Genomic DNA, 26,612 nt, shown 5'->3' on the forward strand with positions numbered 1-26,612 from the left:
AAATTAGGGGATATCAATTCAAGTACTATTTGATTAATCATTAATTGCATCGCTATAAACAAAACATAAAAGTTATAAATATAAAAAAGCCTGATAAATAATCAGGCTTTAATTTTTAACTATATGCGTTCGAATTCAGATTATTCAACCTCGCCATCAATGTAATACCACTTGCCATTTTCTTTTAAGAAACGAGAGTGCTCTTTTAATTGATGTAGTTGATTATCTTCAGAATAGGTTGCTTTGAATGATACAAAACCTTCATCGTCAGTTTGATTAGATAAGTGCGCGGAGATCACTTTTAGTTTACGCCAGTTAAGTTGGATTGAATCCTCAATACCGTCTCTAAATTCTTCCGCTTTACATGATGGATGATAAGTATCAATAATGTATTGGGTGAGCTGTTTTACATGGGCACTGTAACGAGAGCGCATTAATAGCTCAGGTGTTGTTGCTAAGGCATGGTTGTTGTGAATCGGCTCACAGCACACTGAGTAATTCTTTTTTGTGCCACACGGGCAATGATTTATTTTAGACATATATAACGCCGTTTTTAAGAGGCTACATCATCTACCCATTCGGCAGATTCTTGATAGTAGGTGGTGAATTCTTCTTCAGTTATTTTTAATGCCGCACAGCATTGAGTAATAGTCAGCCAATCGGCTTTTTCATAACTTTCAATGGCTAAAAGTAACATGCCAAGTGATCCTGTACGTTTCGTGAGTGCTAATTTTATTTCTGTTGAAATAGGTAAGCGTTGAAGTAGCTCATCTAAAGGTTGGTCTAACAATGGTTCTAATAATGAAAATAGGCCAACTAGGAAAGCTTGACTTGGCTCTAGATCAATGCTTGTTTTATTAACGATTAATTCGCATAATTTTGCGCGATGAATTGATAATGTATACAATGAATGTGGTTTGTTTTTTGTTGCATGTGCCACAGCAACCAACGAAATAAATTGGCGTAATTTGTTTTCACCTAAATACACTAACGCTTGTTTAAAAGAATTAATAGGCTGGTCTATTACAGAAGATAAATTGACAAAACGAAGTAATTTATAAGATAAAGAAACGTCTTTAACTAATTGCTTTTCAACGGCTTCAAAATCAATAATCGGCGCTGATATTTCTTTATACAACTGTATTGTAGAAAGTTGATTTGGTCGCATTGAACGCTGTTGAAGCATTTCTGGTTTACTGAAAAAGTATCCTTGAAAATAAGTGAAACCAACGCTTTTAGCGAGTTCAAATTCTTCATAGTTTTCGACTTTTTCAGCAAGAAAAGATATGTTGTATTTTTTACAATGGCGAATAAATAACTTTGCTTTTAAGATTGGCGTAGCTTGAATATCAAATTTAATAATATTGATATAAGGTAAAAAAGGCGTCCAATCAGGGTGTGGTTCAAAGTCATCTAATGCTAATTTGTAACCACGTTCAGAGAGTGTTTTAACCGCAGCAAGCAACTCTTGATTTGGGATGCAGTCTTCAAGAATTTCAACAACTAAGTTATTGCTATTAAATAATGTAGGTACTAAATTTATCAAACTCTGATGAGGAAAATTCACAAAGCCTAATTTGTCATTTGTTGCGTTACAATGTGCGCTGATAAAATGGTCAGAGAGTAATCGGCTTGTTGCCTCTTCCGCTTCAACGGCTGGAAACGTATTTTTTGGTCCATCACGGAACAGTAATTCGTAACCAATTGTATTTTTCTTTATATCTAAAATTGGCTGACGGGCAATATATGAGTACATAACAACTATTCTCTACAGCGTGTTGAATCGAAACTTGAGTCATCATAATCCCTTTACCACCAAAAGACTATTATTCTCCTCATGGCAAGGATAAAGAGGGGCAGTAATGTGATTTATTTAAAACTTTTATTGTAAAGTGTATATTTATTGTTCTTATATTCAAGAACCGAACCTTGTGTATACCAGTCACCTAGCACTATACGGGTCATTTTTTGAGTATTGTGATTAAAAGTATGTACATTAGGGCGATGAGTATGGCCATGAATCAGTCTTTCTACCCCTTCTTCTAGCATTACTCTTTCAACTTCGCTTTGTGTCACATCCATTATCGTCAATGTTTTGTGCTGTTTCTTTGCTTTGATTTTGTCTTGGACGTTTTTAACTATGCGCTGGCGTATAAATAGGGGGATGCGATTGAATATCCATTGCAGCCATGGTTTATGTACTTTAGCGCGAAACTCTTGATATTTAATGTCATCAATGCAAAGAGTATCCCCATGCATGATAAGAACTTTTTCACCATCTATATCAATAACGGAGTGATCCGCTAAAAGTTGAACACCTGTTTCCTTGCAAAAACGTTTATTTAATAAGAAATCACGATTGCCTTGAATAAAGTAACATTCAACACCTTGTTGAGTGAGAGTTTTAAATGCATTTTTAATGACAATATTAAATGGTGAGTTATCGTCATCACCAATCCAAAATTCAAATAAATCACCTAAGACATACAATTTATCAGCGTGAATAGCTTCATTCTTCATAAAGTCGATAAAACAATCAGTGATATCAGGGCGCAGAGGGGAGAGGTGGAGATCTGAGATAAATAAAATAGTCATAAAATGCTTTTAGTTATGAAAAAGATGCCAGCTCGAGAGCTGGCATAAAAACAGAATTATTCTGTAATTGTAGTACCAGTGATAAATACTTCTTCAACTGGAACATCTTGGTGTACATAACCGTAGTTACCTGTTGTAACACCTTTGATTTTATTTACTACGTCCATGCCTTCAACAACTTCAGCGAATACACAATAGCCCCAACCATCCATAGACTCAGATTTAAAATCTAGGAATTTGTTGTCGTTTACGTTGATGAAGAATTGAGAACTTGCAGAATGCGGTTCCATAGTACGAGCCATCGCTAATGTACCTACTTTGTTGCTTAGGCCATTATTTGCTTCGTTTTTGATTGTTGCACGGCTTGTTTTCTCTTCAAGACCAGAAGTCATGCCACCGCCTTGAACCATGAAGCCATCAATTACACGGTGGAATAGAGTATTGTCGTAAAAACCATCTTGACAGTATTGTAGGAAGTTAGCACAAGTTGCTGGTGCTTTATCTTCATGAAGCTTAACTGTGATGTCACCAAAAGATGTGTGAAGGATGATCATTGAATTACCTTTGTAATTGTATTAAATAGAATTTGATTTTACCTAAGATTAACGAGGATCTACAGGGAATTTTCTTGCTATCATTACTTAATATAGGTTTAATAGCCTTTATATATCCTTTAAACAAATAATGAGTAAAAAAAGAGCATGTTGAAAATATATAACTCAATTACACGTCAAAAAGAAGAGTTTAAACCAATTACCGAAGGTAAAGTCGGTATGTATGTGTGTGGGGTTACCATTTACGACTTGTGTCACATTGGTCACGGTCGTACATTTGTCTCTTTTGATGTGATTTCTCGTTATTTACGTTTCTTAGGTTACGATCTAACTTTTGTTCGTAATATTACTGATATTGACGACAAAATCATTAAACGTGCTGCTGAAAATGGCGAAACGTGCGATGCATTAACAGAACGCTTAATTGCCGATATGCATTCTGATTTTGATTCGTTGAATATGAAACGTCCAGATGTTGAACCAAGAGCAACAGAATATATTGCTGAAATTGTCGCTTTGGTTGAGCGTCTAATCGAGCGTGGTTTTGCTTATGTTGCGTCAAATGGTGACGTAATGTTTGAAGTAAAGAAATACGATGAGTACGGTCGTCTGTCGCGTCAAGATCTTGAGCAGCTTCAAGCGGGCTCTCGTGTAACGATTGAAGAAGCAAGTGTAAAACGCAGTAGCATGGACTTTGTTTTATGGAAGATGTCTAAGCCAGGTGAACCAACATGGGAATCTCCATGGGGAGCGGGTCGTCCTGGTTGGCATATTGAATGTTCTGCAATGAACTCTTCGATTTTAGGCAATCATTTTGATATTCATGGTGGTGGCTCTGATTTGATGTTCCCACACCATGAAAATGAAATAGCACAATCATGCTGTGCTCATGACTCTAAGTATGTAAATACATGGATGCACAGCGGCATGGTTATGGTTGATCGTGAAAAGATGTCTAAGTCATTAGGTAACTTCTTTACTATTCGTGACGTATTAGCACATTACGATTCTGAAACCGTGCGTTACTTCTTAATGTCTGGTCATTATCGTAGTCAATTAAACTACAGTGAAGATAACCTGAACCAAGCTCGTTCATCACTAGAACGTTTATATACCTCTTTACGTGGTCTTGATCTAAGTGTTACCCCTGCGGGCGGAGAAGAGTTTGTTACTCGTTTCTCTATGGCAATGAATGACGACTTCAATACACCAGAAGCTTATTCTGTTCTGTTTGAAATGGCTCGTGAAGTAAATCGCCTGAAGACAGAGAATGTAGAATCCGCTTCTAAATTGGGTGCGTTAATGCGCGAATTAGCTGATGTGTTAGGTTTGTTATCACAAGAGCCAGAAGCTTTCTTACAAGGTAATAATGGCAGTGATGATGAAGTTGCTGAAATTGAAGCCTTAATTAAAGCGCGTAATGATGCTCGTGCCGCAAAAGATTGGGCAGCAGCGGATGCGGCTCGTGATGCGATTGCAGCATTAAACATTGTTTTAGAAGATGGCCCAGAAGGGACGACATGGCGTCGTAAGTAATCTTAACTAATTTTATTAAAGGGGCTGGTTTTCCAGCCTTTTTTATTGCCAATTTTATAAATTTTTAAACTTTAATAGAGGACACATTTGTGGCTCAAATGTACTTTTATTACTCAGCAATGAATGCGGGTAAATCAACGACACTTCTTCAATCGTCTTTTAATTATCAAGAACGCGGAATGAATCCTGCTATTTTTACCGCAGCGATTGATGACCGTTACGGTGTGGGAAAAGTCAGTTCTCGTATTGGCCTAGATGCAGATGCACATTTATTCAATACAGAGATGAATTTATTTGAAGCAATTAAAACGCTTCATGAAAAAGAGAAACTTCATTGTGTGTTAATCGATGAATGCCAATTCTTAACGAAAGAGCAGGTTTATCAATTGACTGAAGTCGTTGATAAATTAGATATTCCAGCATTGTGTTATGGTTTAAGAACGGACTTTTTAGGTGAGTTGTTTGAGGGCAGTAAATACTTATTGTCTTGGGCTGATAAATTAGTAGAGCTAAAAACGATTTGTCATTGTGGGCGTAAAGCAAACATGGTTATTCGTACTGATGAGCATGGAGTTGCTATTGCTGATGGCGATCAGGTTGCTATTGGTGGTAATGAGTTGTATGTATCTGTTTGCCGTTTGCATTATAAAGAAGCGCTAGGTAAGTAAAGTGTAATAAAGTCGTTTCTATTGTTTTGAAAAGAAAGACCAAGCTCAGATTAATGAACTTGGTCTTTTTATTATTTATAAGGTTAATGTCGAGGGTTAGTTACAAGTCGAAATACCGACTTCTTTCCATACTCCCCACTCACCAGATTTTGATGGGTCATCACCTTTTGTCCACCATTTCGCTTCCCATACTTTACCTGTTTGTGATACTTGATCACCACCAGTATAAACGGCTGAAGCATCCCATGCGTTGTCACAAGTTAATGGTGGATCCCCAGCATCTTTCAGAACAGTTACGGTAACATTTGAAGTATCTGATGCTTGATTATCAGTAACGGTTACAGAGAAAGTGAAAGGCGTATCTACAGTATAAGAGCCTGCTGTAAAGGTTACTCGAGAGCCAACAACAGCAGCATCAACACCCGCAGGGATTACCCATGAATAGGTTAATGGGTCACTGTCTGCGTCAGTTGATGTTGATGCATCAAGTGTAACCACATCGCCTTTGTTTACTGATGTTGGAGCAACGATAACAGCTACCGGTGGGGTATTTATCGGCCCTGTGCCTTCAACAGTTACTGACACGGCTACAGAATCAGATGCTGTTGCACCTTTATCATCTATAACGGTTAACGTGAACTGAAGTGTTTCAGATTGAGCAAAGGTATCTGTTGTAAAGCTTGGATTGACTGAGTCTGCACCTGTTAATGTCACTGTTGGTCCAGAAGTTTGTGTCCATGCATAAGAAACAATAGAACCGTCACTGTCAGATGATAATGAACCGTCAAGTTGTACAAATGCAGGCGCAGTCACTGAAAGATCTACGCCGGCTTTAGCTATAGGCTTTTTGTTTACAGGAGGCGTAACCGTACCATCGCCAGCAAGACCTTCTTGCATCGCATTTAGAATGTCACCATTATCGGCATCGATTTCCCATGCAAATAAACCACCTAAGCCGAGTGAACGAACATACTCACCTTTAGCTAATACCGATTTTTTATTATCGTAAGTAACAAGATCACCATTACTAGGATCATAAGCATAAGCGGCTTGAGCTACTTCATCATAGCCAACTTCAACGCCGGCTTTCTCTACGTAGCGAGTCACGACATCTTTGTAGTCAATGACACCTGCTTCCCATGAGCCAGCAACTTTACCATTACCAACCCCTGTCATAGGATTTGTTGCATCAGTCATGCTGTCACGTGTAACACCAGTCCAGCCACGTGCATACATAGCAGCACCTACGACTAATTTTTTAGCGTCAACACCCTGTGCAAGCAGTAAATCGATAGCATTTGTAATTGTATAAGCTGGACCTTTACGAGGCTCACCTTTGTCGTCTAAGCCTGTACCATCACATTCGCCTTGCGACATATGAGAACCACAATTTAATGCAGTTTGGTGGCCTACAACATTATTCCAACCGCCGAAGAAATCATATGTCATAGCAAAAATATAATCCATGTACTGCGATGCAGCAGCATAGTCAACATCTTCAATCTTGTCATAGCCAGCACCGATTGCAGAGGTTAGCTCATAAGTTTTTCCTGTTTCTGCACTTAGTTCATCAAGCATAGCTCTTAGTTCTTGCATTAAAGCGACATAAGCAGGACCGTCATTAACTGGATCACCACCAGTTGCGCTTGCACCATCACCACCAGGGAATTCCCAATCAATATCTACACCATCATAAAACTTCCATGTTTTAAGGAATTGTTTAACTGACGCGACAAAAACATCTCGTTTGGATTTATCAACAAAGTCATAGAAAGGGTCTGATAAAGTCCAACCACCGATTGATGGAACAATTTTAAGATCTGGATAGCGTTGCTTAAGTGCCATCATTTGACCGTAAGTTCCTTTATAGGGAGTACTATGAACGTGACCTGATTGAGGTTGTGGCATTTGAACAGCAGCCCATGGGTCATGAATAACAACTTCATAGTCAGGAGTTCCAGCACAAGCACGATTTAATGCTGCGAGGCTATTACCATTTTCAATTTCACCTAAAGAAGGGTTAGGGCCACAGATAGGAATAAAGCCATAAAGAATATGGGTTAGATTCTGTGCAGGAATTTGGTCAACGGCAAATTTACGGCCATAAACACCCCATTCAACAAAATAAGCCCCAGAAACCATTCCATCTGGTGTGGTGTAATTTCCATTAGCAGGATCGACATTCATTGGCAGTGGCTCTAAATGGCTACCATCAGTATCGGCAACAATAATTGCTTTGGCTGCACTGGTGCTGCATTCTTCTGTTGCACCGGAACCATTACAAAGTTCTACCGTCATTTTGTATTGACCACCTTGACGAACTTGTAGAACGGTAGAGGCTTTTTGTGAAGCAGTAGGAGAAACGGTTTCTTCATGAACAACAACGCCATTTAATAACACGCGCCATTTTTCTGCAGATCCACCAGACCAGCGATCCCAAGTCACAGGGACTTCAGCAAAATCTTTTACCGTGACAAGATTTTTATATGATGTGGCAGCTTGGTCTACTTCAATAATGGCAAAATCGGTTTCCATCCAAGAAATAATGGCTTTTCCTGGGGCTGCAGCATAAGTTGGGGCTGAGAGGGCAAGAGTAATTGCCGCAGAACATAGTCCCAGTTTATTTTTAAACATAAATAACATCCTTGATTGATTCATCCAGTTGGATTAACGCTGAAATATTCAGCGTTACTATTCATGTTTGTATATATTTTATAAACTTCCAGTTGCTCTATGTAGTTTGGCAGCAGACTTATATATTCAATACGCTCAAAATGTAATCGTATTCAAATAGTACAACCTCACTCGAAAATATTGTTTTTACACATTGCGTAATATGAGAAAGATATTTTTGGAGTGAAATTAATGATTTTTTAGGCAAAGCACCCGATTAAATAACGAATTATCGGTTGTTTTATTGGTTATGCGTTGCTTTTTGTAATGAAAAACGTAACTAAAACGTTATTAACGGTGCTAGATTCTAACGATTGTTAGTTTTTCATATGTTTGAATGTAGTTAGAGGCTAATAACTGGTCGTTTATGCTATAAAATGTGATTATTTTAAAAATTATCAGGTGTTTTGTGACAAAAATGTGGCAAATTACTTCAATGATTGATAATGTTTCCCACAATTCTTCGAAGGTTTTTATGTTTTTTAAGCGTATTTCACGTTTTTAGATAATAAATGATTGGCAAGTCGTTTTGCCCGAAGAGTGTCATGGATGCAAAATAGAATGTATTGGAGTTAATGCATGTATAAGAATAAAATTACACAAGCAATCTTGCTTGGTGGCCTGTCACTAACACTCGCTGGCTGTGGAGATAAAACCGCAGAGCAACCAGTTAAAGAAACAAAACCTGCTGAAAAACCAATGTCGACAGAAGTGGTTTATGCTGATGTTCAAGAACTGACACGTGGTAACGGTACTGAAGTTGCTACTCTTGATCCTCACAAATCTCAAGGTGTCCCTGAATCTCATGTAATCCGTGATCTACTAGAAGGTCTTGTAAACCAAGATGCTGATGGAAATACGATCCCAGGTGTTGCTAAAAGCTGGGAAACTGCAGACAATAAAAAATTCATTTTCCATTTGCGTGAAGATGCTAAATGGTCAAATGGTGATCCAGTAACAGCAGATGACTTTGTATACAGCTTCCAACGTGCTGTTGATCCTGCTACCGCATCTCCATACTCTTGGTATATGGAATATACTAAGATGGTAAATGCAAAAGAGATTATTGCTGGTAAAAAAGACAAGAGTGAACTAGGTGTTAAAGCGATTGATGCAAATACACTAGAGATTCAACTTGATACCGCAGTACCATATTTTGTAATGATGATGGGTCACACAACAGTGAAACCTGTGCATCAAGCAACGGTTGAAAAATTCGGTGACAAGTGGACTAAACCAGGTAACTTTGTTGGTAATGGTGCATTTGTTGTAAATAGTTGGGTTGTAAATGAGCGTTTAGAACTGCTTCGTAACGAACAGTACTGGGATAATCAAGATACAAAACTTGATAAAGTAACGTACCTACCAATTGAAAATCCAGTAGCAGAGATGAACCGTTTCCTTTCTGGTGAAATCAGCTTTACATCAACACTGCCTACTGAGCATTTCAAGCGTTTACAAAAAGAGAACCCAGAGTCTGTTTCAGTTGAAGGTAGCTTGTGTACTTATTACTACTCATTCAATACTCAAAAGAAACCATTTGATGATGTTCGAGTTCGTAAAGCAATTTCTTACGCAATCGATCGTGATATCGTATCTGGTGCAATCTTAGGTCAAGGCCAAAAACCGGCTTACTTCCTAACACCTGAAATCACAGCTGGCTTTAACCCTGAGCTACCAGCTTACGGTAAAATGACTCAAGATGCGCGCAATGCAGAAGCAAAACGTCTACTAGCAGAAGCGGGTTTTGGTCCTGAAAATCCACTGAAATTTACTCTTTTATATAACACATCTGAAAACCATAAGAAAATTGCAGTTGCAGCTGGTTCTATGTGGAAGAAGACACTTGGGCTAGAAGTTTCTCTAGAAAACCAAGAGTGGAAAACCTACCTAGATTCAAAAGACCAAGGTCAATTTGAAGTAGCACGTGCTGGCTGGTGTGGTGATTACAACGAAGCGTCTTCTTTCCTTACTCTAATGGTAAGTAAAAATACGACGGGTGGTAAACACTACTTAAGTGCTGAATACGATGCGTTAATCGAAAAAGCCCTAAAATCAACGTCTGAAGAAGAGCGTACTGCTATCTACATGCAAGCTGAACAGCTGCTAGCTAAAGATATGCCAATCGCCCCTATCTATCAGTATGTTCGTTCTCGTCTACTTTCTCCACAAGTAGGTGGCTTCCCAGCTGAAAATGCGGAAGAGAAAATCTACTCAAAAGATCTATATATCAAAGCTAAGTAATCATTAGCAAATAAAACTATAAAAAAAGTCACTGCACGCAGGATAGCGTGTAGTGGCTAGATCCATCTTTATTTTATTTTTTGTCACAGACTGGAAGAGTGAATTATGTTTCAATTCATTATCAAACGGATCCTTGAAGCAATTCCAACGATGTTGGTATTGATCACCATCTCATTTTTCTTAATGAGATTTGCCCCTGGTAACCCATTTTCTACTGAGCGCCCACTTCCACCAGAAGTAATGGCGAACATCAATGCAAAATATGGTTTAGATAAGCCTGTATTTGAACAATACACAACTTACCTTGGAAATATTCTACAAGGTGATTTTGGGCCATCATTTAAATACCAAGATTACACAGTTAATGAACTTGTTGAAGCGGCATTACCCGTTTCTGCAAAAGTGGGTTTTTTTGCCTTTATCTTTACGGTAGTACTTGGTGTATCAATTGGTACGTTAGCCGCATTGAGGCAAAATACCTGGCTTGATTACAGTATAATGTCCACTGCTATGGTTGGAGTGGTAATGCCCTCCTTTGTACTGGCCCCAGCACTGATTTATTTATTCTCTATTGAGCTTGGTTGGTTCCCTGCAGGTGGCTGGCATGATGGTTCATTTAAATACATGTTCTTACCAATATTGGGTATGTCATTCCTTTACGTTGCAACCTTTGCTCGTATTACCCGCGGTAGCATGATTGAAACTCTTAACAGTAACTTTATCCGTACTGCTCGTGCAAAAGGGTTAAGCTACCGCTACATCGTTCTAAAACATGCGTTAAAACCAGCAATGCTGCCTGTGGTTTCTTATATGGGGCCCGCATTTGTAGGTATCATCACCGGTTCAGTTGTTATCGAAACTATTTTTGGTTTACCAGGTATTGGTAAGTTATTCGTAAACGCTGCTTTTAACCGTGATTATTCGTTAGTAATGGGAATTACCATTTTAATAGGTTTCCTATTCATCTTATTCAACGCGATTGTTGATGTATTACTAGCGGTAATTGACCCGAAAATTCGTTTTTAATAGGGGACGGACGTATGTTAACTAAAAAAGAAAATTTAGAAGCGATCGAAAAGTTCTCAGAAAATCTTGAGATTGAAGGTCGTAGCTTATGGCAGGATGCTCGTCTACGTTTTATGCGAAATAAAGCGGCGATGATCAGCCTTTGTGTACTTACGGTAATGACGCTGGCGGTAATCTTCTTACCAATGTTTAGTCAGTACGCTTATGATGACACCGATTGGTATGCACTGCACCAAGCGCCAAGTGCTGCTCACCTTTTTGGTACGGATAGTTTAGGGCGTGACTTATTTGTTCGTACCCTTGTTGGTGGCCGTATCTCATTAATGGTGGGTATCTTAGGCGCATTAGTTGCGGTACTTATCGGAACGCTTTATGGTGCAACATCAGGATTTGTTGGCGGTAAAGTTGACCGAATTATGATGCGTTTCATTGAAATTTTATATGCGGTTCCATTTATGTTCCTAGTCATCGTACTAGTGACTTTCTTTGGCCGTAATATTGTACTTATCTTTGTTGCTATTGGTGCAATTGCTTGGTTAGACATGGCTCGTATTGTACGAGGTCAAACATTGAGTTTACGCAGTAAAGAATTCATCGAAGCAGCCCACGTTTGTGGTGTAAGCAAGTGGGGTATCATCACTCGCCATATCGTTCCAAACGTATTAGGCATTGTTGCGGTTTATTCTACACTACTGATCCCAAGTATGATCTTAACGGAATCTTTTCTATCTTTCCTAGGTCTTGGTGTTCAAGAGCCAATGACTAGCTGGGGTGCTTTGCTTCAAGAAGGTGCTCAAACAATGGAAGTAGCGATTTGGCAGTTAACTTTCCCCGCTTTATTTATGGTTGTTACCTTATTCTGCTTTAACTATGTAGGTGATGGTTTACGTGATGCGCTGGATCCAAAAGACAGATAACCCTCTGTATGGACAGTTAGTTATTAAACAAATTTGAGCAGGAAAGAATTATGAGTTTATTAGATGTAAAAGATTTGCGTGTAGAGTTTACAACTCAAGATGGCAACGTAACCGCAGTCAATGATTTGAACTTCTCACTACAACAAGGTGAGACATTGGGTATCGTAGGCGAATCAGGTTCTGGTAAATCACAGACAGTATTTGCATTAATGGGCCTTTTGGCTAAAAACGGTATCATTACTGGTAGTGCAAAATTTGAAGGGAAAGAAATTCTTAACCTTCCTGAAAAAGAGTTAAACAACATTCGTGCTGAGCAAATGGCGATGATTTTTCAGGATCCAATGACGTCACTTAACCCATATATGAAAGTTAGTCATCAGCTAATGGAAGTATTAATGCTGCATAAGGGCATGGGCAAAGCTGAAGCGTTTGAAGAATCAGTTCGCATGCTAGAAGCGGTTAAAATTCCAGAGGCTCGTAAGCGTATTACTATGTACCCTCATGAGTTTTCGGGTGGTATGCGTCAACGTGTAATGATTGCGATGGCATTATTATGTCGCCCTAAGCTGCTTATTGCAGATGAACCTACAACAGCACTAGATGTAACTATCCAAGCACAAATCATGCAGCTATTGAATGAGCTAAAAAGCGAATTTAATACCGCTATCATTATGATTACCCATGACTTGGGGGTGGTTGCAGGCTCGTGTGATAAAGTATTGGTAATGTACGCAGGTCGTACCATGGAATATGGTTCAGTGAATGAAATTTTCTATGAACCAAGCCACCCATACGCAGAAGGTCTACTAAAAGCGATACCTCGTTTAGATCAAGAAGGTGAGATTTTACCAACAATCCCTGGTAACCCACCAAACTTACTTCGTTTACCTACTGGTTGTCCTTATCAAGAGCGTTGCCATCGTGTAATGGACCGTTGTAAGCAAGAAGCTCCGATCCTGCAACCATTTGCAGCAGGTCGTTTACGTGCTTGTTTTTCTGATCAGGAGACGTGGTAATGTCAGCAGATAAAAAATTAATACTAGATATAAAGAACTTAAAAGTTCACTTTAGCATCCCATCAAAATCAGTATGGCCTTGGGCTAAACCTGCCAATTTAAAAGCCGTAGATGGTGTTAATGTTCGCTTATATGAAGGCGAAACACTGGGCGTTGTAGGTGAATCTGGTTGTGGTAAATCAACCTTTGCTCGTGCGATTATTGGGTTGGTAGAAGCGACAGAGGGGGAGGTTGTTTGGCTAGGAGAAGATCTAACCAAATTAGATGACGAGCCTTTGCGTCAAAAACGTAAAGAGATCCAAATGATCTTTCAAGACCCATTAGCATCTCTTAACCCACGTATGACCGTGGGCGATATCATTGCTGAGCCACTACAGACTTTCTATCCGAAACTGACAAAAGATGAAGTGAAAAATAGAGTAAAAGAGATGATGGCAAAGGTGGGGTTATTACCTAACGTCATTAACCGTTACCCTCACGAATTCTCTGGTGGACAGTGTCAGCGTATCGGCATTGCTCGAGCGTTAATCCTAAAACCTAAAATGATCATCTGTGATGAGCCTGTATCAGCTCTTGATGTATCGATCCAAGCACAGGTAGTAAACCTACTGAAAGAACTGCAAAAAGAGCTTGGTCTAAGTTTAGTATTTATAGCCCACGATTTGTCTGTCGTTAAGCATATCTCAGATCGCGTATTGGTTATGTATTTAGGCAATGAAGTAGAGTTGGGTGAGTCGGATGCGTTGTTTAGTGATCCTAAACACCCATACACTAAAGCACTAATGTCTGCGGTTCCAATTCCAGATCCAAAGCTTGAGAGAGCTAAAGTGATTGAGATGCTAGAAGGAGATTTACCTTCACCGATTAATCCACCATCTGGTTGTGTATTCCGTACACGTTGTCCACAAGCAAATGAAGTATGTGCGCAAACAAGACCTGAGCTAAAAGGAACAGATGTACATGCTGTTTCTTGTTTGGCGGTCACTGATATCTAATATAAAAAGCCATCATAAGTAGACAGTTTATGATGGTTAATTTCAGTTTTTAATCATTCAGCCTGTGACAGGCTTAAGCGCGATAATCTATTTATATCGCGCTTTTTTTATATTTATTCTGCTTCGTCGTCAATGTCGGCAAACCAGTAACCGATATTTACAAATTGCAGTAAATTAGCCACTGAATGTGGATCTTGCAGTAAATTCTCGACATCAAGCAGTGTAAACTCTGATGTTTCACATAAAGCGATTACATCATTTTTTACCGTTAATGGGAAAACATAACTTTCGCCATCAATATAAAGCGTCATGTTATCTTCACACGCTTCTGTTTCATGATAGAAAGCACGAAGACCTGCAACTTTGATCAAAGCTTGACCTGACTGTAAGTAACCAAGTAATTCTTCAGTCGTCCATTTTTCAGAATCAGCAAGGATATTTAAATGATGACGAGAGTTACTTAAATATTCACCCATAAATTGCTTTAAAGTGTGCTCATTAGACATGGCATTTAACATCATTGCTTTTAAGTCTTCAAAGTTTTGCGTTGTAATCTCTGTTCCGTGAGTTTGCGCTTTAAGCTCAGGATTGTGGTAATGCACATCACTTTGTTCATTTTCAATAATGAAATCCGCAAAATTACTTACTAGCTCTTGCTCTTTTGGAGAACGAAAGCCCGCTGAGTAGCTCATTGATGGTTCTAATGCATAGCCGTCATGTGGAAAGCCTGGTGGAATATAAAGAATGTCACCGGGTTCTAGAATTTGATCGATGATAGGATCAAACCCAGTGATTTGCTTTAATGCACTATGGCGGTGCTCTTCTTGATATTCACCGATATCACCCACACGCCAATGACGCTTGCCTTGGCCTTGAATGATGAAAACATCGTATTGATCAATATGTGGACCAACGCCACCATCTGGCACAGAATAACTGATCATGATGTCATCAAATAACCAGTTTGGCATCTGTTTGAATGGCTTAAATAGCTCAGCAGCTCCTTCGTGCCAATGGTTAGCTGCTTGAACGATAATAGACCAATTGGTTTCACCCAGCGTATCGAATAGTTCTTCGCTTAATGGCCCGTGTTCTGCATTCCATTCGTTGTTTAAGTTAGAAATAAAGCGAGAATCCACGTCATTTTCTAGTGTTAAGCCAGCGAGTTCTTCAGGCGTTACTGGATCTTGAAAGTTTTCAAAACCGCCTTTGATGATAACGGGTTTTTTCTGCCAATATTCAGAGAGAAATTCTTGTAGTGAAAAGCTTAATTGATACATGATTATTTCCAATAAAAATGCCCGATAGTCGGGCATTCAGAATAAATTTAGGGTGAAGTTCGAGCTTAGAATCTCACGTTGTTATGGTACTGGCTTAGGATCTCTACCATTTTTTCCATGGTTTCTTTAGAAGGAGGGGTTACTCCATCAAGAGGGTACTCAAGCCCCATCGCTTCCCACTTATGCGCACCTAATTGGTGGTAAGGAAGTAGTTCAATTTTCTCGATATTATCCATGTCTTTAATGAATTCACCAAGTAGGTGTGCTGATTCTTCATCGTCAGTATAGCCAGGAACAATAACGTAGCGGATCCATGTTTTCTGACCAACTTTATGCAAATAACGTGCGAAATCTAGAACTCGAGTATTTGATACACCAATTAGTTCTTTATGAACGTCATCTTTCATCTGTTTAAGGTCAAGCATAACAAGATCAGATACGTCTAAGACTTCATCGATTACATCGGTGTGCTTACGAATATAACCATTTGTGTCTAGACAAGTATGCATGCCTTCAGCTTGTGCTGCACGGAAGAAATCACGAACAAATTCAGGTTGAAGCATTGCTTCGCCGCCAGAACAAGTAATACCGCCGCCAGACGCTTTCATGAAGTGGCGGTAGCTTTTAGCTTCTTCAATTAATTCAGTTACGGTAACTTCTTTACCTTCATGGGTATCCCAAGTATCGCGGTTATGACAATACATACAACGCATTAAACAGCCTTGTAAAAAGATGATAAAGCGAATACCGGGACCATCAACAGTACCACAAGATTCAAAAGAGTGAATACGACCTACAGACATGACGACATTTCTCCGAACTATAATTATGCGGCCATTTTATTACACTTTGCACTAATTAAGTAGGGTAAACCAGAGAGAAATAGGGGGAATTATGAGTAAAGTAGAAATAAAAAAGCCCCACCAAAATGGCAGGGCTTAATGCTACTTAATTAACGCTGAAATTATAAAGTTTCAGTGAAAGTACGTGCGATTACGTCTTTTTGTTGTTCAGTAGTTAGAGAGTTAAAACGCACAGCGTAACCCGATACACGGATTGTCAGTTGTGGGTAGTTCTCTGGGTGCTTAACTGCGTCTTCTAGAGTTTCACGGTTAAGAACGTTTACGTTAAGGTGTTGACCACCCTCTACGTTAGCTTCGTGGTGGAAGTAACCATCCATTAGGCCTGCAAGGTTAGAACGACGGTTGTCATCATCTTTACCTAGTGCGTTAGGAACGATAGAGAATGTGTAAGAGATACCATCTTGTGCATCAGCAAACGGTAGTTTACCTACTGATGTTAGTGATGCTACAGCACCTTTCTCATCACGGCCGTGCATTGGGTTAGCACCAGGAGCAAAAGGAGCACCTGCTTGACGACCATCTGGTGTATTACCAGTTTTCTTACCGTATACAACGTTAGATGTAATAGTAAGAATTGATTGAGTAGGGATAGCGTTACGGTACATTTTAAGCTTACGGATTTTACCCATGAACGTAGAAACTAGTTCACATGCGATATCATCAACGCGAGCGTCGTTGTTACCAAATTTAGGGTAATCACCTTCGATGTCGAAATCGATAGCGATGCCGTTTTCGTCACGAATTGGTTTAACTGTAGCGTATTTGATTGCAGCTAGAGAATCGGCTGCAACAGATAGACCAGCAATACCACAAGCCATTGTACGACGAACGTCACGGTCATGAAGAGCCATTAGAGACGCTTCGTAGCTGTATTTGTCGTGCATGTAGTGGATAGAGTTCAATGCTGTAACGTATTGAGTTGCTAACCAATCCATGAAGTGATCTAGACGATCCATTACTTTAGTGTAATCAAGAACTTCATCAGTCATTGGCGCTTCTTTAGGGCCAACTTGGATTTTCAGCTTCTCATCAACGCCGCCATTGATTGCGTAAAGCATAGTTTTCGCAAGGTTAGCACGAGCACCGAAGAACTGCATTTGCTTACCAACGATCATTGGAGATACACAACAAGCGATTGCGTAGTCATCTGATGCTAGGTCAGGGCGCATTAGGTCATCATTTTCGTACTGGATAGAAGAAGTATCGATCGATACTTTTGCACAGAAACGTTTGAAGCCTACAGGCAGTTGCTCAGACCAAAGAACCGTGATGTTTGGCTCTGGAGAAGGACCCATAGTGTAAAGGCTGTTTAGGAAACGGAAGTTAGTACGTGTAACTAGTGTACGACCGTCAAGACCCATACCACCCATAGATTCTGTAGCCCAGATAGGGTCACCAGAGAATAGTTCATCGTATTCAGGAGTACGTAGGAAACGAACCATACGTAGCTTCATTACGAAGTGATCGATCATTTCTTGAGCTTGTTCTTCAGTTAGAAGACCCGCTTCGATATCACGTTGGATGTAGATGTCTAGGAAAGTCGAAGTACGACCTAGAGACATTGCTGCGCCATTTTGAGATTTAACAGCAGCTAGGTAGCCGAAGTAAGTCCACTGAATTGCTTCTTGAGCAGTAGTAGCAGGCTCAGAGATATCACAACCGTATTTAGCTGCCATAACTTTGATTTGACCTAGAGCGCGGTGTTGTTCAGCAATTTCTTCACGAAGTTGCATTGTTGCTGTTAGGTCTTCGCCTTTTTCAAAACGTTCTTGTAGAGAAGCGAATTGAGCTAGCTTGTCTTTGATTAGGAAATCAATACCGTAAAGTGCAACACGACGGTAATCACCAATGATACGACCACGGCCGTATGCATCAGGAAGACCAGTTAGAACACCTGATTTACGACAGTTTAGAATATCTTTAGTGTAGATATCGAAAACACCAGCATTGTGTGTTTTGCGGTATTCAGAGTAGATTTTTGAAACCATAGGATCAAGTTCACGATCATATGCTTTACAAGAACCTTCAACCATACGTACGCCACCGTTAGGGATGATTGCACGTTTTAGAGGAGCATCAGTTTGAAGACCAACGATTGTTTCTAGGTCTTTGTTGATGTATCCAGCGTCGTGAGCTGTAATGGTAGAGATAAGAGAAGTATCAAAATCAACAGGTGCATGGGTTGCGTTTTCCTGTTTGATGCCTTCCATTACTTTAGCCCAAAGCTTGTTAGTTGCTTCAGTACCTTCAGAAACTAGGAATTCTTCGTCACCTTCATAAGGTGCATAGTTCTTTTGGATGAAATCGCGAACGTTAACTTCGTTTTGCCACTCACCGTCTGCAAAACCTGTCCAAGCTTTAGCAAATTGCTCTGCCATGATATACCTACCTTTCTTAGTAGAAAAAATACGTACTATTTATAATGAGTTGAGTTACTCATATCCTCGTAGAGAGGTTAAATAGTACACTCTAATATTAATAACAATATGGATGGCTATTAAACCTAGCCTATAAGCATTCATATTGCGACTAACCGTTCGATTTTTCAAGGTTACATTAAACTTTTTTTGTAAACCTTAAACTAAATCAATAAATCTTAAAATTTTTTGATAAAAATGGGGCAACTATTGACGCTACCCCATAAGTATTATAGGTCTAAACCTAGATTACCATACAAAGTTACAGAAATGCTTGAATGCCGTACTGGCCTTCAAGCATACCAACCGCCAGCATAGCGATTAAACAAATCACTAATACACCACCAGGAATAACGATACGGTCAATAAAAGAAAGGTTGTTAGGACGTTCTTTATCACCAATTAAACCGTTGTTATCAAGTAGCATTGTCATAGCCCAAGCTAATACTGGGTTTGCAACAGCAGCAGCAAAGATACAAATACCTGCAGATTGCGCGTCTTTGTTCTCTTTAACCATTTGAACACCGGCTTCAAGCATTGGTAAGAATACACCTACTAATAGAGCCATACACATTACTGGTGGCCATACCGCAACATCCATAGGGAAGCCAAGGATAGCAATAATCATTACGATGGTACCAAGAAGAATAGCACCACCTGGGATTGGGCGCTTAGCAATTGCTGCTGGGATCATGTACGTTCCCCAAGATGATGTAATATTACCACCACCAACAGCAGTACCTACCATTTGACGAATAGAACACATGGTCATTGTATCATCAACGTCCATTAATACTTTTTCAGTACGACGTGGGTAGTTTAGTTCTTGGAAAATACGGTGACCAAGGAAATCAGGTGACCACATTGCAACCGCTAGGATAGCAAACGGTAGAGACGCTAAGAAGTGCTGCAGGTTTGGTAAACCAAGCATCCAACCTTCTTCAGTTGAACCCCACCAGTAAACAGGGTTTAGGTTAGGGATACCCATCTGAGTTTCAAATTTAAGGTCAAAACCAGCACCAAGAGCAAGTGCAACAGCTAAACCAGCAAACGCACAAGCAGGGATGGCTAACCAGCGCTTGTTAATACGAGCAAGATAAGCGTATAGAACAATGTTTACTGCTAATACGATTAAACCAATGTAGCCTAACTCGCCTTCAAGGCCTGTAGACCAAGCTTGTATATTGCTAATCTGACCCATTGCCCCACTGAAGCCAAGGAAGACAAGCAGACCACCAGCAACCCCTTCTGAGGTTAAGTTGACTAATTTGGAACCACCTTTGAAATAACTCAATAGTAAGCCGAATACACCTAATAAAATGGCAAGAGCAAGGGGGTGTGCACCAGCTAACGCGATCGCACCGATAAGTGGGATCATTGGGCCATGGTTACCTGCAAGGTTAGCGCGAGGGTTAAAGAAACCAGACGCTAAAATACAGAATAAAAAAGCAGGGATAAGCATTTCAACACGAGCAACTTCAATGGCAAATTCTTTACCTAAGTTGATATGTGGCCATGCTTGTGTAAGGCCATCGGCCCAAGACATCATTACCGCAGAGTACATAGCGATGATACCAATAGTACCTGCTAATGCTGGAACAAGATCTTCAAGTTCGAAACGAAAATCACGCCCAGGTAGGTTTAAACCAAATCGACGCGGCTTCATTATTTGCAGTTCATGGTCTAAATAGTCTGAACGGCTACTGAACTCGGAAGCTGGGCGATGTAACTCGCTATAGCTTTTTTCGTTCTGCTCTTTGTCTATAGACATAGAATCCTCATAAATAGAATTTTAAGTAATTAAAAATCAATAAATAGATATTGATGTTGATTTTGTTATTTTCGCCGAGTGTAGCACACGAAAATTAAGCCAATGATTGATCTTGATCACTATATGATTGTATATGAAAGAAAACTACAAAATGAGACGGTGAGTGATTTGACTTTATTATATTGATGATATGGCTTTAGGTTTTTTATGCTTTTAAAAAACAGTGGCATACAGTGTTTTTGATGCATAATCACAATGGTATCAACAATATTGAACTTGTTCATATCTTTTAATAAACTATAAATAATAGCAGTAATTCATTTACATGTACCACGAGTATTACGTACTTCAAGGCTCGTACTTAAACATAAATTGCCGTAATTCAATGTTTCATTATTGTTGAATTGGTTGTGCGTAAAAATGTCTCAATAAAGATAATAAGTGAGTAATAATTATTTTTATATGAATTAAAATTCTTTATGCGTTTGAATTGTGTTTGAGTGTCATGGTTTGGTTAATAAATTGTTGCTTGTGGTAATGTTGAGTGTTAAATTCTAACAATAAAGAGAAAAGCAAACGATTAATGTGTGATTGAATTAGGAGTATATGGCGCATGAAGGATGCAGTCGCACTAGAAATAAAAGATTTACACAAGCATTTTGGACAAAATGAAGTGCTAAAAGGTATTTCATTAGAAGCGAATAAAGGCGATGTGATTTCTATTATTGGGTCATCGGGTTCCGGTAAAAGTACCTTCCTACGTTGTATTAATTTGCTTGAAACACCGACTCAAGGGGAAATTTGGGTTAATGGTGAATTGATTGAAATGAAAAATAATCGTTTAGGGGAGGCTATTCCTGCGAATGAAAAACAAGTTCAACGAATTCGCTCACGTCTTGCGATGGTTTTTCAAGGCTTTAACTTATGGTCACACATGACCGTACTTCAAAATGTTATAGAAGCACCGATACATGTTTTAGGCGTCCCTAAAGCAGAAGCTATTGAAAAAGCAGAACAAATTTTAAAGCAAGTTGGTCTTTATGAACGTAGGGACTATTACCCTGGGCATTTGTCTGGAGGGCAACAGCAGCGAGCAGCAATCGCACGGGCATTAGCGGTTGATCCTGAAGTGATGCTATTTGATGAGCCAACCTCAGCGCTTGACCCTGAGTTGGTTGGGGAGGTTCTCGGAGTAATGCGAGATCTTGCTGAAGAGGGACGCACCATGTTGGTAGTAACACACGAAATGGCGTTTGCTCGTGATGTATCAAATCATGTGATGTTCTTACATCAAGGTTTGGTTGAAGAGCAGGGCGATCCCGCTAAGCTTTTTATTAATCCAGAATCTGAACGTTTAAAACAGTTTATTTCATCTATTTATTAGACGTTAATGAATATCTGAGTACGAAAGAAATACAGCAAACAGTATAAATATAAAAATCGTTAGTCACAGGAGCAAGGAAATGAAGAAGTGGTTATTAGCAGCCGTTGTTGCATCTACAGCCGTTACTGGCGCAGCTCAAGCAAAAGAATGGAAGCAAATTCGATTTGGTATTGAAGGAGCTTACCCTCCTTTTAGTTGGACAGAGCCATCAGGTGAACTTAAAGGTTTTGATGTTGATATAGCAAACGCACTGTGTAAAGAGATGGAAGCTCGTTGTAAGATCGTCGCACAAGATTGGGATGGCATTATTCCATCACTGCTTGCTCGTAAATATGATGCCATCATTGCAGCAATGTCGATTACTGAAGAGCGCAAAAAGAAAATTGATTTCACTGAAAAATACGCACTCATTCCAAATAAATTTGTAGCTAAAAAAGGCACAGATTTAGTCATGACAAAAGCGGGTCTTAAAGATGTAACTGTCGGTGTTCAGCGTGCAACAACACATGATAAATACCTAACAGATAACTTTGGTAAGGGGGTAGATCTAAAACGTTATGGTTCATTTGATGAAGCTTATCTAGATCTTAAAGCAGGTCGAATCGATACTGTTCTTGGTGATGCATCGGCATTAGAAGAAGGTCTTCTTAATAAACCAGGCGGTAAAGCGTATGAGTTTGTTGGACCATCATTAACCGATCCAAAATGGTTTGGTGACGGTTTTGGTATTGCGACTCGTAAGCAAGATAAAGACTTAACTAAACAGCTAAATATAGCGATTCAATCACTGCGTGAAAAAGGCATTTATCAAGAGATTGCCGCTAAATACTTCAACTATGATGTTTATGGTGAGTAAGCAACAGTAAGTATAAAAAGGGAAGAGACACGTTGAGTGTCTCTTTCATTATTTCTAATAGTTATATCCACTCCAATAAATAGCGACTGATTTTTATTGGAGTAGGTAGTAAAGCGAACGCTTGGAAGCAGTATGTTAGATTTACAAGGATATGAATCCTCCATCTTAGACGGAGCGATAGTGACGCTACAAGTTGCATTATTGTCTCTTATTTTAGCCGTGTTTCTAGGGTTACTAGGCGCATTAGCTAAAATGGCGCCTTATCGTTGGGCGAGAGGAATCGCAACTATTTATACAACGGTTGTTCGTGGTATTCCCGATCTTGTGTTAATGATGTTGTTATTTTTTGGCGGTCAGATGCTGCTTAATAACGGGTTGTACGCAACGAATGAGTGGATAAATGAGTGGATGACTAATTCTAATCCAGATCATGAATGGTTTTCTTACCTTCCAGACTATATTGAAATTAGCCCATTTATCGCCGGTGTTTTAACCATTGGTTTTATCTTTGGCGCTTACATGGCTGAAACCTTCCGTGGTGCAATCATGGCCGTTGACCGTGGTGAGATGGAAGCAGCAAAAGCGTATGGAATGAGTGGCGCGATGGCATTTCGTCGTATCCTCTTTCCTCAAATGATCCGTCATGCCTTACCTGGATTTGGTAATAATTGGTTAGTTTTATTAAAAACAACCGCGTTAGTTTCGATTATCGGTTTAGAAGATATGGTTCGAGTCAGTTCAATGGCGGCAGGAACCACTAAAATGCCATTTACGTTCTATATGTCTGTCGCATGTATCTTTTTACTTTTCACTGCTATATCAACCGGTGCTTTAAAGCTTGTTGAACGTAAATTCAGTATTCATATGAGGTAAGCATGGATTTTTCAATTATTATTGAGAGCCTACCTGTTTATTTAGAAGGGCTTTGGACTACAGTTTGGTTAGTGGCACTTTCTCTTGTTATTGGCTTGTGTATCGCAGTACCTTCTGCAATAGCAAGAAATAGTGACAATCCATTCATTTGGGTGCCCGCTTGGGCTTATATTTATTTTTTCCGTGGAACGCCGTTATTGATCCAGTTGTATCTTATTTACTACGGCATGGATCAGTTTTTTCCCGTAAAAGATACACTATGGGAGCACGCATCATTTTGTGCCTTAGTGGCGTTTGCATTAAATACGGGTGCATATACAGCTGAAATTATTCGTGGTTCAATTAATGGATTACCCCAAGGTGAGATAGAAGCGGCAAAAGCGTATGGAATGAGTCAATTTCAAACCTATAAACGCATCATTTTACCAAGTGCGTTGCGAAGAGCACTTCCAGCCTACAGTAATGAAGTGATTTTTATGCTTCATGGCTCCGCTATTGCGGGAATTGTGACCTTGATGGATTTAACGGGTGCAGCTCGGTTGGTTAATTCTCGTTATTATGCACCGTTTGAGTCATATATTGCAGCAGGTTTATTTTATATGTGCTTAACGTTTATTATCATTTTTGTATTTAAACAATTAGAAACTCGACTGCTTAGATTTATGAGACCGTTAAGTTAAGTGTATTTTAAACATAGAAAAAGAGCACAAGATGTGCTCTTTTTTTGTTAATATCAATAGAACAAGTAAATGGTCAGATTTGCTCTTGAGGAGATGGTTATGAACGTATCATTTTTATTGATAAGGCTAGTAAAATTAGTCGTGATTTGCGCATTGTTTTTGAGTGTTTTTGATTTCATAGAGCATGGCGAAATTCTTTGGTACCAGCGCTGGTTCTAATCGTAATGATAAACAAGAGCACGTTTATGTGCTCTTGTTTACTTTATAGCGACTAATTAAATGAGTGCTATACCGCGACATCAAAAAATAAATTAACGTCAGTTAGTTCACTGATCTCATCTAAGTAATTTTTTAGGTGTGGAGGAAAATCCAACCCTTTTACTACCGTCAGGTTACGAAGGAATGGAAATAAATTAATATCATCCCATGTGATTTTATTCCCTTTTTCTGATGGTAACGTAATGAAATTAACATCCACCAATAATGGGTTTAATTGATTAATATAATCATCACTTTGAGCTAGCGCTTGCTCAAAGGACATAGCAATAAACGCTTCTTTTTTCTCTGTATACCAAGTAATTGCTTCAGGTTGTTGAAACTCTTGTAAATTTAGTTGAGTCCAGCGAGGGAAGGTAAGGTTAAAGAATAAAGGACGAGCAGTATCTAACCATTTAGAAATCTCATCGGCGTGAGTCGCTTGTTCAATAACAGAGTGATGATCGTACTTATCAAGAAACTCTGCGATATCCAAGCTTTCCGCCATGTAGCTGCCGTCTTCTTTCTCTAAAATAGGTACCATGTTTGCACCGACTTTCTCAATTCGGCTATCTACATCATCATTCTGTATATAAATGAATTCAATAGGCTGATTTTTAATACCAGCAACCATTTTAGCTTTCATGCAAAATGGGCAATGTTCAAATAAGAATAATTTCATACTACTTCCTTATTAAAAAAGCCTCACTTTAGAATATAAAGTAAGGCTCAAATCGTTATTTAAATGTAGACCAGATTGGCGCGTGATCAGACGGTTTTTCAATGCCACGTAGTTCGTAATCAATACCCGCATCTGTACACTTAGCAGCGAGCGTTGGCGTCGCCAGCACAACATCAATTCGAAGGCCACGATTATCAACAAAGCCTTTCGAACGGTAATCAAACCAAGAGAACTGGTCAGCTACATCAGGATGAAGGTTACGGAAGGTATCTTCAAAACCCCAATCTTTTACTGTTTGTAGCCATTCACGCTCTTCTGGTTGAAATGAGCATTTACCCGTTCTTAACCAACGCTTTGCATTTGGTTCACCAATACCAATGTCTAAATCAGTAGGGCTGATATTAATGTCACCCATTATAATGAGCTCTTCATCGCTATTGTGGTGGGTGTTTAGATGGGTCATTAAATCTTTATAGAACTGACGTTTGTACGGGAATTTAGTTTCATGCTTGATGCTATCACCCTGTGGGAAATAACCATTCATAACAGTAAACTGTGAGCCATCTTCACGTTGATGTGTTGTCATTATCATGCGTTTTTGATGCTCTTCGGTATCAGTATCAAAACCGTACTGAACAGAAATAGGTTCTTGCTTACATAGCATAGCAACACCGTAATGTGCTTTTTGACCATGGAAGTAGACTTTGTAGCCCATCGCCTCAACAGCTTCAACAGGGAACATTTCGTTATGTACTTTGATCTCTTGAAGACCAATAACATCAGGGTTGTGCTTATCAATAATCGCTTGAAGTTGATGAAGGCGAGCACGAAGGCCATTTATGTTGAATGAGATTACTTTCATAATAGTTAAAGTCCTTGTATTTATGTTGAATCCTAAACGAAGGCAGGATCTTTTAATACAATGATATTACCATTATTTTAAGTGATAAGTTAATTCATTAACTTAGCAGCAGGCTTGCATGTCTCACAGTGCCATGTGCATTTCTGTTGTCCAAAGCCCGCTTTTATCCATGCCATTGTTACGCTAGTTGATGGGTTACAAAAAGCCTCTTTATTACATAAGCTACAGGTTTTCCATTGTGAAGGTTCTTGCTGCTTTTGAGTTTGTGCTATGTGCATTTTAATGCCTCTATTTATATTATTGAAAACAAGATAACTGTATATTTGAACAGTGTTTTTGGCAAGTAATAAAAAGAGGAATTCGACGTTTTATTTCTTACAGACACAAAAAAAGCCAACTCATTTCTGAATTGGCTTTTCGATCTCTATCGAGATAAATAATGGTGGGGGGGGACGGATTCGAACC

At 39.2% G+C, this 26,612-nt stretch carries 23 protein-coding genes; 11 read left to right on the forward strand and 12 right to left on the reverse strand.

Translation table 11 applies throughout. The features are described 5' to 3' along the window. Positions 1–140: 140 nt before the first annotated feature. The 4 genes from PVK62_RS13135 to PVK62_RS13150 form a co-directional block, all read right to left on the reverse strand. Positions 141–539: a YchJ family protein gene (locus PVK62_RS13135; protein ID WP_274445279.1), complete on the reverse strand. Its 399-nt coding sequence runs from the start codon at positions 537–539 to the stop codon at positions 141–143. 14 nt (positions 540–553) lie between these two features. Beyond that, complete coding sequence (locus PVK62_RS13140) at positions 554–1,756, reverse strand: EAL and HDOD domain-containing protein (RefSeq protein ID WP_274445278.1); 1,203 nt, start codon at positions 1,754–1,756, stop codon at positions 554–556. A gap of 113 nt (positions 1,757–1,869) precedes the next feature. Continuing rightward, entirely contained in the window at positions 1,870–2,595 is a 726-nt protein-coding gene (lpxH, locus tag PVK62_RS13145) for a UDP-2,3-diacylglucosamine diphosphatase (protein WP_274445277.1), read from the reverse strand. A gap of 56 nt (positions 2,596–2,651) precedes the next feature. Next, complete coding sequence (locus tag PVK62_RS13150) at positions 2,652–3,149, reverse strand: peptidylprolyl isomerase (RefSeq protein ID WP_274445276.1); 498 nt, start codon at positions 3,147–3,149, stop codon at positions 2,652–2,654. A gap of 147 nt (positions 3,150–3,296) precedes the next feature. On the opposite strand from PVK62_RS13150, the gene cysS reads away from it, so the two are divergent. Together cysS and PVK62_RS13160 are read left to right on the forward strand one after the other, a co-directional pair. Then, entirely contained in the window at positions 3,297–4,685 is a 1,389-nt protein-coding gene (gene cysS, locus PVK62_RS13155; RefSeq protein WP_274445275.1) for a cysteine--tRNA ligase, read from the forward strand. Between the two features lie 89 nt (positions 4,686–4,774). Continuing rightward, positions 4,775–5,353 carry a thymidine kinase gene (locus PVK62_RS13160; RefSeq protein ID WP_274445274.1) on the forward strand — a complete coding sequence of 193 codons (579 nt, stop codon included), beginning with the start codon at positions 4,775–4,777 and terminating at the stop codon, positions 5,351–5,353. Positions 5,354–5,449: 96 nt separating this feature from the next. On the opposite strand, the gene PVK62_RS13165 is transcribed toward PVK62_RS13160, so the two are convergent. Next, on the reverse strand, positions 5,450–7,987 hold the full coding sequence (locus PVK62_RS13165) for a glycosyl hydrolase family 18 protein (RefSeq protein WP_274445273.1): 2,538 nt from the start codon (positions 7,985–7,987) through the stop codon (positions 5,450–5,452). Positions 7,988–8,605: 618 nt separating this feature from the next. Between PVK62_RS13165 and PVK62_RS13170 the strand changes: the two genes are divergently transcribed. The 5 genes from PVK62_RS13170 to oppF all read left to right on the forward strand — a co-directional run bounded on the left by PVK62_RS13170 (position 8,606) and on the right by oppF (position 14,224). Further along, positions 8,606–10,270, forward strand: coding sequence for an ABC transporter substrate-binding protein (locus PVK62_RS13170; protein ID WP_274445272.1), 1,665 nt, complete (start codon positions 8,606–8,608; stop codon positions 10,268–10,270). A gap of 105 nt (positions 10,271–10,375) precedes the next feature. Further along, on the forward strand, positions 10,376–11,296 hold the full coding sequence (oppB, locus tag PVK62_RS13175) for an oligopeptide ABC transporter permease OppB (RefSeq protein ID WP_274445271.1): 921 nt from the start codon (positions 10,376–10,378) through the stop codon (positions 11,294–11,296). A gap of 14 nt (positions 11,297–11,310) precedes the next feature. Then, complete coding sequence (gene oppC / locus PVK62_RS13180; protein ID WP_274445270.1) at positions 11,311–12,213, forward strand: oligopeptide ABC transporter permease OppC; 903 nt, start codon at positions 11,311–11,313, stop codon at positions 12,211–12,213. A gap of 50 nt (positions 12,214–12,263) precedes the next feature. Next, positions 12,264–13,229 carry an ABC transporter ATP-binding protein gene (locus tag PVK62_RS13185; protein WP_274445269.1) on the forward strand — a complete coding sequence of 322 codons (966 nt, stop codon included), beginning with the start codon at positions 12,264–12,266 and terminating at the stop codon, positions 13,227–13,229. Then, positions 13,229–14,224: a murein tripeptide/oligopeptide ABC transporter ATP binding protein OppF gene (gene oppF, locus PVK62_RS13190; protein WP_274445268.1), complete on the forward strand. Its 996-nt coding sequence runs from the start codon at positions 13,229–13,231 to the stop codon at positions 14,222–14,224. Before PVK62_RS13185 ends, oppF begins: the two co-directional genes overlap by 1 nt. A gap of 113 nt (positions 14,225–14,337) precedes the next feature. Here the strand turns inward: oppF and PVK62_RS13195 are convergent, their stop codons facing one another. The 4 genes from PVK62_RS13195 to PVK62_RS13210 form a co-directional block, all read right to left on the reverse strand. Beyond that, positions 14,338–15,504, reverse strand: a complete 1,167-nt coding sequence (locus PVK62_RS13195) for a cupin domain-containing protein (RefSeq protein ID WP_274445267.1) — start codon at positions 15,502–15,504, stop codon at positions 14,338–14,340. 65 nt (positions 15,505–15,569) lie between these two features. After that, positions 15,570–16,307, reverse strand: coding sequence for a pyruvate formate lyase 1-activating protein (gene pflA, locus PVK62_RS13200; protein WP_274445266.1), 738 nt, complete (start codon positions 16,305–16,307; stop codon positions 15,570–15,572). A 161-nt stretch (positions 16,308–16,468) separates the two neighbouring features. Further along, entirely contained in the window at positions 16,469–18,745 is a 2,277-nt protein-coding gene (pflB, locus tag PVK62_RS13205; protein ID WP_274445265.1) for a formate C-acetyltransferase, read from the reverse strand. A gap of 301 nt (positions 18,746–19,046) precedes the next feature. Then, positions 19,047–20,555, reverse strand: a complete 1,509-nt coding sequence (locus PVK62_RS13210) for a DUF3360 family protein (protein ID WP_274445264.1) — start codon at positions 20,553–20,555, stop codon at positions 19,047–19,049. A gap of 613 nt (positions 20,556–21,168) precedes the next feature. Here PVK62_RS13210 and PVK62_RS13215 point away from each other — a divergent pair. From PVK62_RS13215 to PVK62_RS13230, 4 genes are all read left to right on the forward strand, one after another. Continuing rightward, complete coding sequence (locus tag PVK62_RS13215; protein ID WP_274445263.1) at positions 21,169–21,939, forward strand: ABC transporter ATP-binding protein; 771 nt, start codon at positions 21,169–21,171, stop codon at positions 21,937–21,939. Positions 21,940–22,018: 79 nt separating this feature from the next. Beyond that, complete coding sequence (locus PVK62_RS13220) at positions 22,019–22,795, forward strand: ABC transporter substrate-binding protein (protein ID WP_274445262.1); 777 nt, start codon at positions 22,019–22,021, stop codon at positions 22,793–22,795. A gap of 132 nt (positions 22,796–22,927) precedes the next feature. Then, the gene (locus PVK62_RS13225) at positions 22,928–23,668 is read left to right on the forward strand and encodes an ABC transporter permease (RefSeq protein ID WP_122033083.1); all 741 of its coding nucleotides are present in this window, start codon (positions 22,928–22,930) and stop codon (positions 23,666–23,668) included. A 2-nt stretch (positions 23,669–23,670) separates the two neighbouring features. Beyond that, entirely contained in the window at positions 23,671–24,348 is a 678-nt protein-coding gene (locus PVK62_RS13230; protein WP_274445261.1) for an ABC transporter permease, read from the forward strand. A gap of 286 nt (positions 24,349–24,634) precedes the next feature. On the opposite strand, the gene grxB is transcribed toward PVK62_RS13230, so the two are convergent. From grxB to PVK62_RS13245, 3 genes are all read right to left on the reverse strand, one after another. Beyond that, positions 24,635–25,285, reverse strand: coding sequence for a glutaredoxin 2 (gene grxB, locus PVK62_RS13235; RefSeq protein WP_274445260.1), 651 nt, complete (start codon positions 25,283–25,285; stop codon positions 24,635–24,637). Between the two features lie 55 nt (positions 25,286–25,340). Further along, a complete protein-coding gene (gene xthA / locus PVK62_RS13240; RefSeq protein ID WP_274445259.1) occupies positions 25,341–26,147 on the reverse strand; it encodes an exodeoxyribonuclease III in 807 nt (268 codons plus the stop codon). An 89-nt stretch (positions 26,148–26,236) separates the two neighbouring features. Next, positions 26,237–26,425 carry a hypothetical protein gene (locus tag PVK62_RS13245; RefSeq protein ID WP_060991299.1) on the reverse strand — a complete coding sequence of 63 codons (189 nt, stop codon included), beginning with the start codon at positions 26,423–26,425 and terminating at the stop codon, positions 26,237–26,239. Positions 26,426–26,612 lie beyond the last annotated feature (187 nt).

The sequence above is a fragment of the Aliivibrio sp. S3MY1 genome, assembly GCF_028765575.1.
Classification (GTDB): domain Bacteria; phylum Pseudomonadota; class Gammaproteobacteria; order Enterobacterales; family Vibrionaceae; genus Aliivibrio.

Excerpts from the sequence above, each read along its gene's own strand:
- oppB (WP_274445271.1), top strand. The coding sequence starts at position 10,376 with ATGTTTCAATTCATTATCAAACGGATCCTTGAAGCAATTCCAACGATG.
- PVK62_RS13185 (WP_274445269.1), top strand. The coding sequence starts at position 12,264 with ATGAGTTTATTAGATGTAAAAGATTTGCGTGTAGAGTTTACAACTCAA.
- PVK62_RS13210 (WP_274445264.1), bottom strand. The coding sequence starts at position 20,555 with ATGTCTATAGACAAAGAGCAGAACGAAAAAAGCTATAGCGAGTTACAT.
- PVK62_RS13195 (WP_274445267.1), bottom strand. The coding sequence starts at position 15,504 with ATGTATCAATTAAGCTTTTCACTACAAGAATTTCTCTCTGAATATTGG.
- PVK62_RS13135 (WP_274445279.1), bottom strand. The coding sequence starts at position 539 with ATGTCTAAAATAAATCATTGCCCGTGTGGCACAAAAAAGAATTACTCA.
- pflA (WP_274445266.1), bottom strand. The coding sequence starts at position 16,307 with ATGTCTGTAGGTCGTATTCACTCTTTTGAATCTTGTGGTACTGTTGAT.
- PVK62_RS13245 (WP_060991299.1), bottom strand. The coding sequence starts at position 26,425 with ATGCACATAGCACAAACTCAAAAGCAGCAAGAACCTTCACAATGGAAA.
- cysS (WP_274445275.1), top strand. The coding sequence starts at position 3,297 with ATGTTGAAAATATATAACTCAATTACACGTCAAAAAGAAGAGTTTAAA.
- lpxH (WP_274445277.1), bottom strand. The coding sequence starts at position 2,595 with ATGACTATTTTATTTATCTCAGATCTCCACCTCTCCCCTCTGCGCCCT.
- oppC (WP_274445270.1), top strand. The coding sequence starts at position 11,311 with ATGTTAACTAAAAAAGAAAATTTAGAAGCGATCGAAAAGTTCTCAGAA.
- PVK62_RS13165 (WP_274445273.1), bottom strand. The coding sequence starts at position 7,987 with ATGTTTAAAAATAAACTGGGACTATGTTCTGCGGCAATTACTCTTGCC.
- grxB (WP_274445260.1), bottom strand. The coding sequence starts at position 25,285 with ATGAAATTATTCTTATTTGAACATTGCCCATTTTGCATGAAAGCTAAA.
- PVK62_RS13215 (WP_274445263.1), top strand. The coding sequence starts at position 21,169 with ATGAAGGATGCAGTCGCACTAGAAATAAAAGATTTACACAAGCATTTT.
- pflB (WP_274445265.1), bottom strand. The coding sequence starts at position 18,745 with ATGGCAGAGCAATTTGCTAAAGCTTGGACAGGTTTTGCAGACGGTGAG.
- PVK62_RS13230 (WP_274445261.1), top strand. The coding sequence starts at position 23,671 with ATGGATTTTTCAATTATTATTGAGAGCCTACCTGTTTATTTAGAAGGG.
- xthA (WP_274445259.1), bottom strand. The coding sequence starts at position 26,147 with ATGAAAGTAATCTCATTCAACATAAATGGCCTTCGTGCTCGCCTTCAT.
- PVK62_RS13140 (WP_274445278.1), bottom strand. The coding sequence starts at position 1,756 with ATGTACTCATATATTGCCCGTCAGCCAATTTTAGATATAAAGAAAAAT.
- PVK62_RS13220 (WP_274445262.1), top strand. The coding sequence starts at position 22,019 with ATGAAGAAGTGGTTATTAGCAGCCGTTGTTGCATCTACAGCCGTTACT.
- PVK62_RS13150 (WP_274445276.1), bottom strand. The coding sequence starts at position 3,149 with ATGATCATCCTTCACACATCTTTTGGTGACATCACAGTTAAGCTTCAT.
- PVK62_RS13170 (WP_274445272.1), top strand. The coding sequence starts at position 8,606 with ATGTATAAGAATAAAATTACACAAGCAATCTTGCTTGGTGGCCTGTCA.
- PVK62_RS13225 (WP_122033083.1), top strand. The coding sequence starts at position 22,928 with ATGTTAGATTTACAAGGATATGAATCCTCCATCTTAGACGGAGCGATA.
- oppF (WP_274445268.1), top strand. The coding sequence starts at position 13,229 with ATGTCAGCAGATAAAAAATTAATACTAGATATAAAGAACTTAAAAGTT.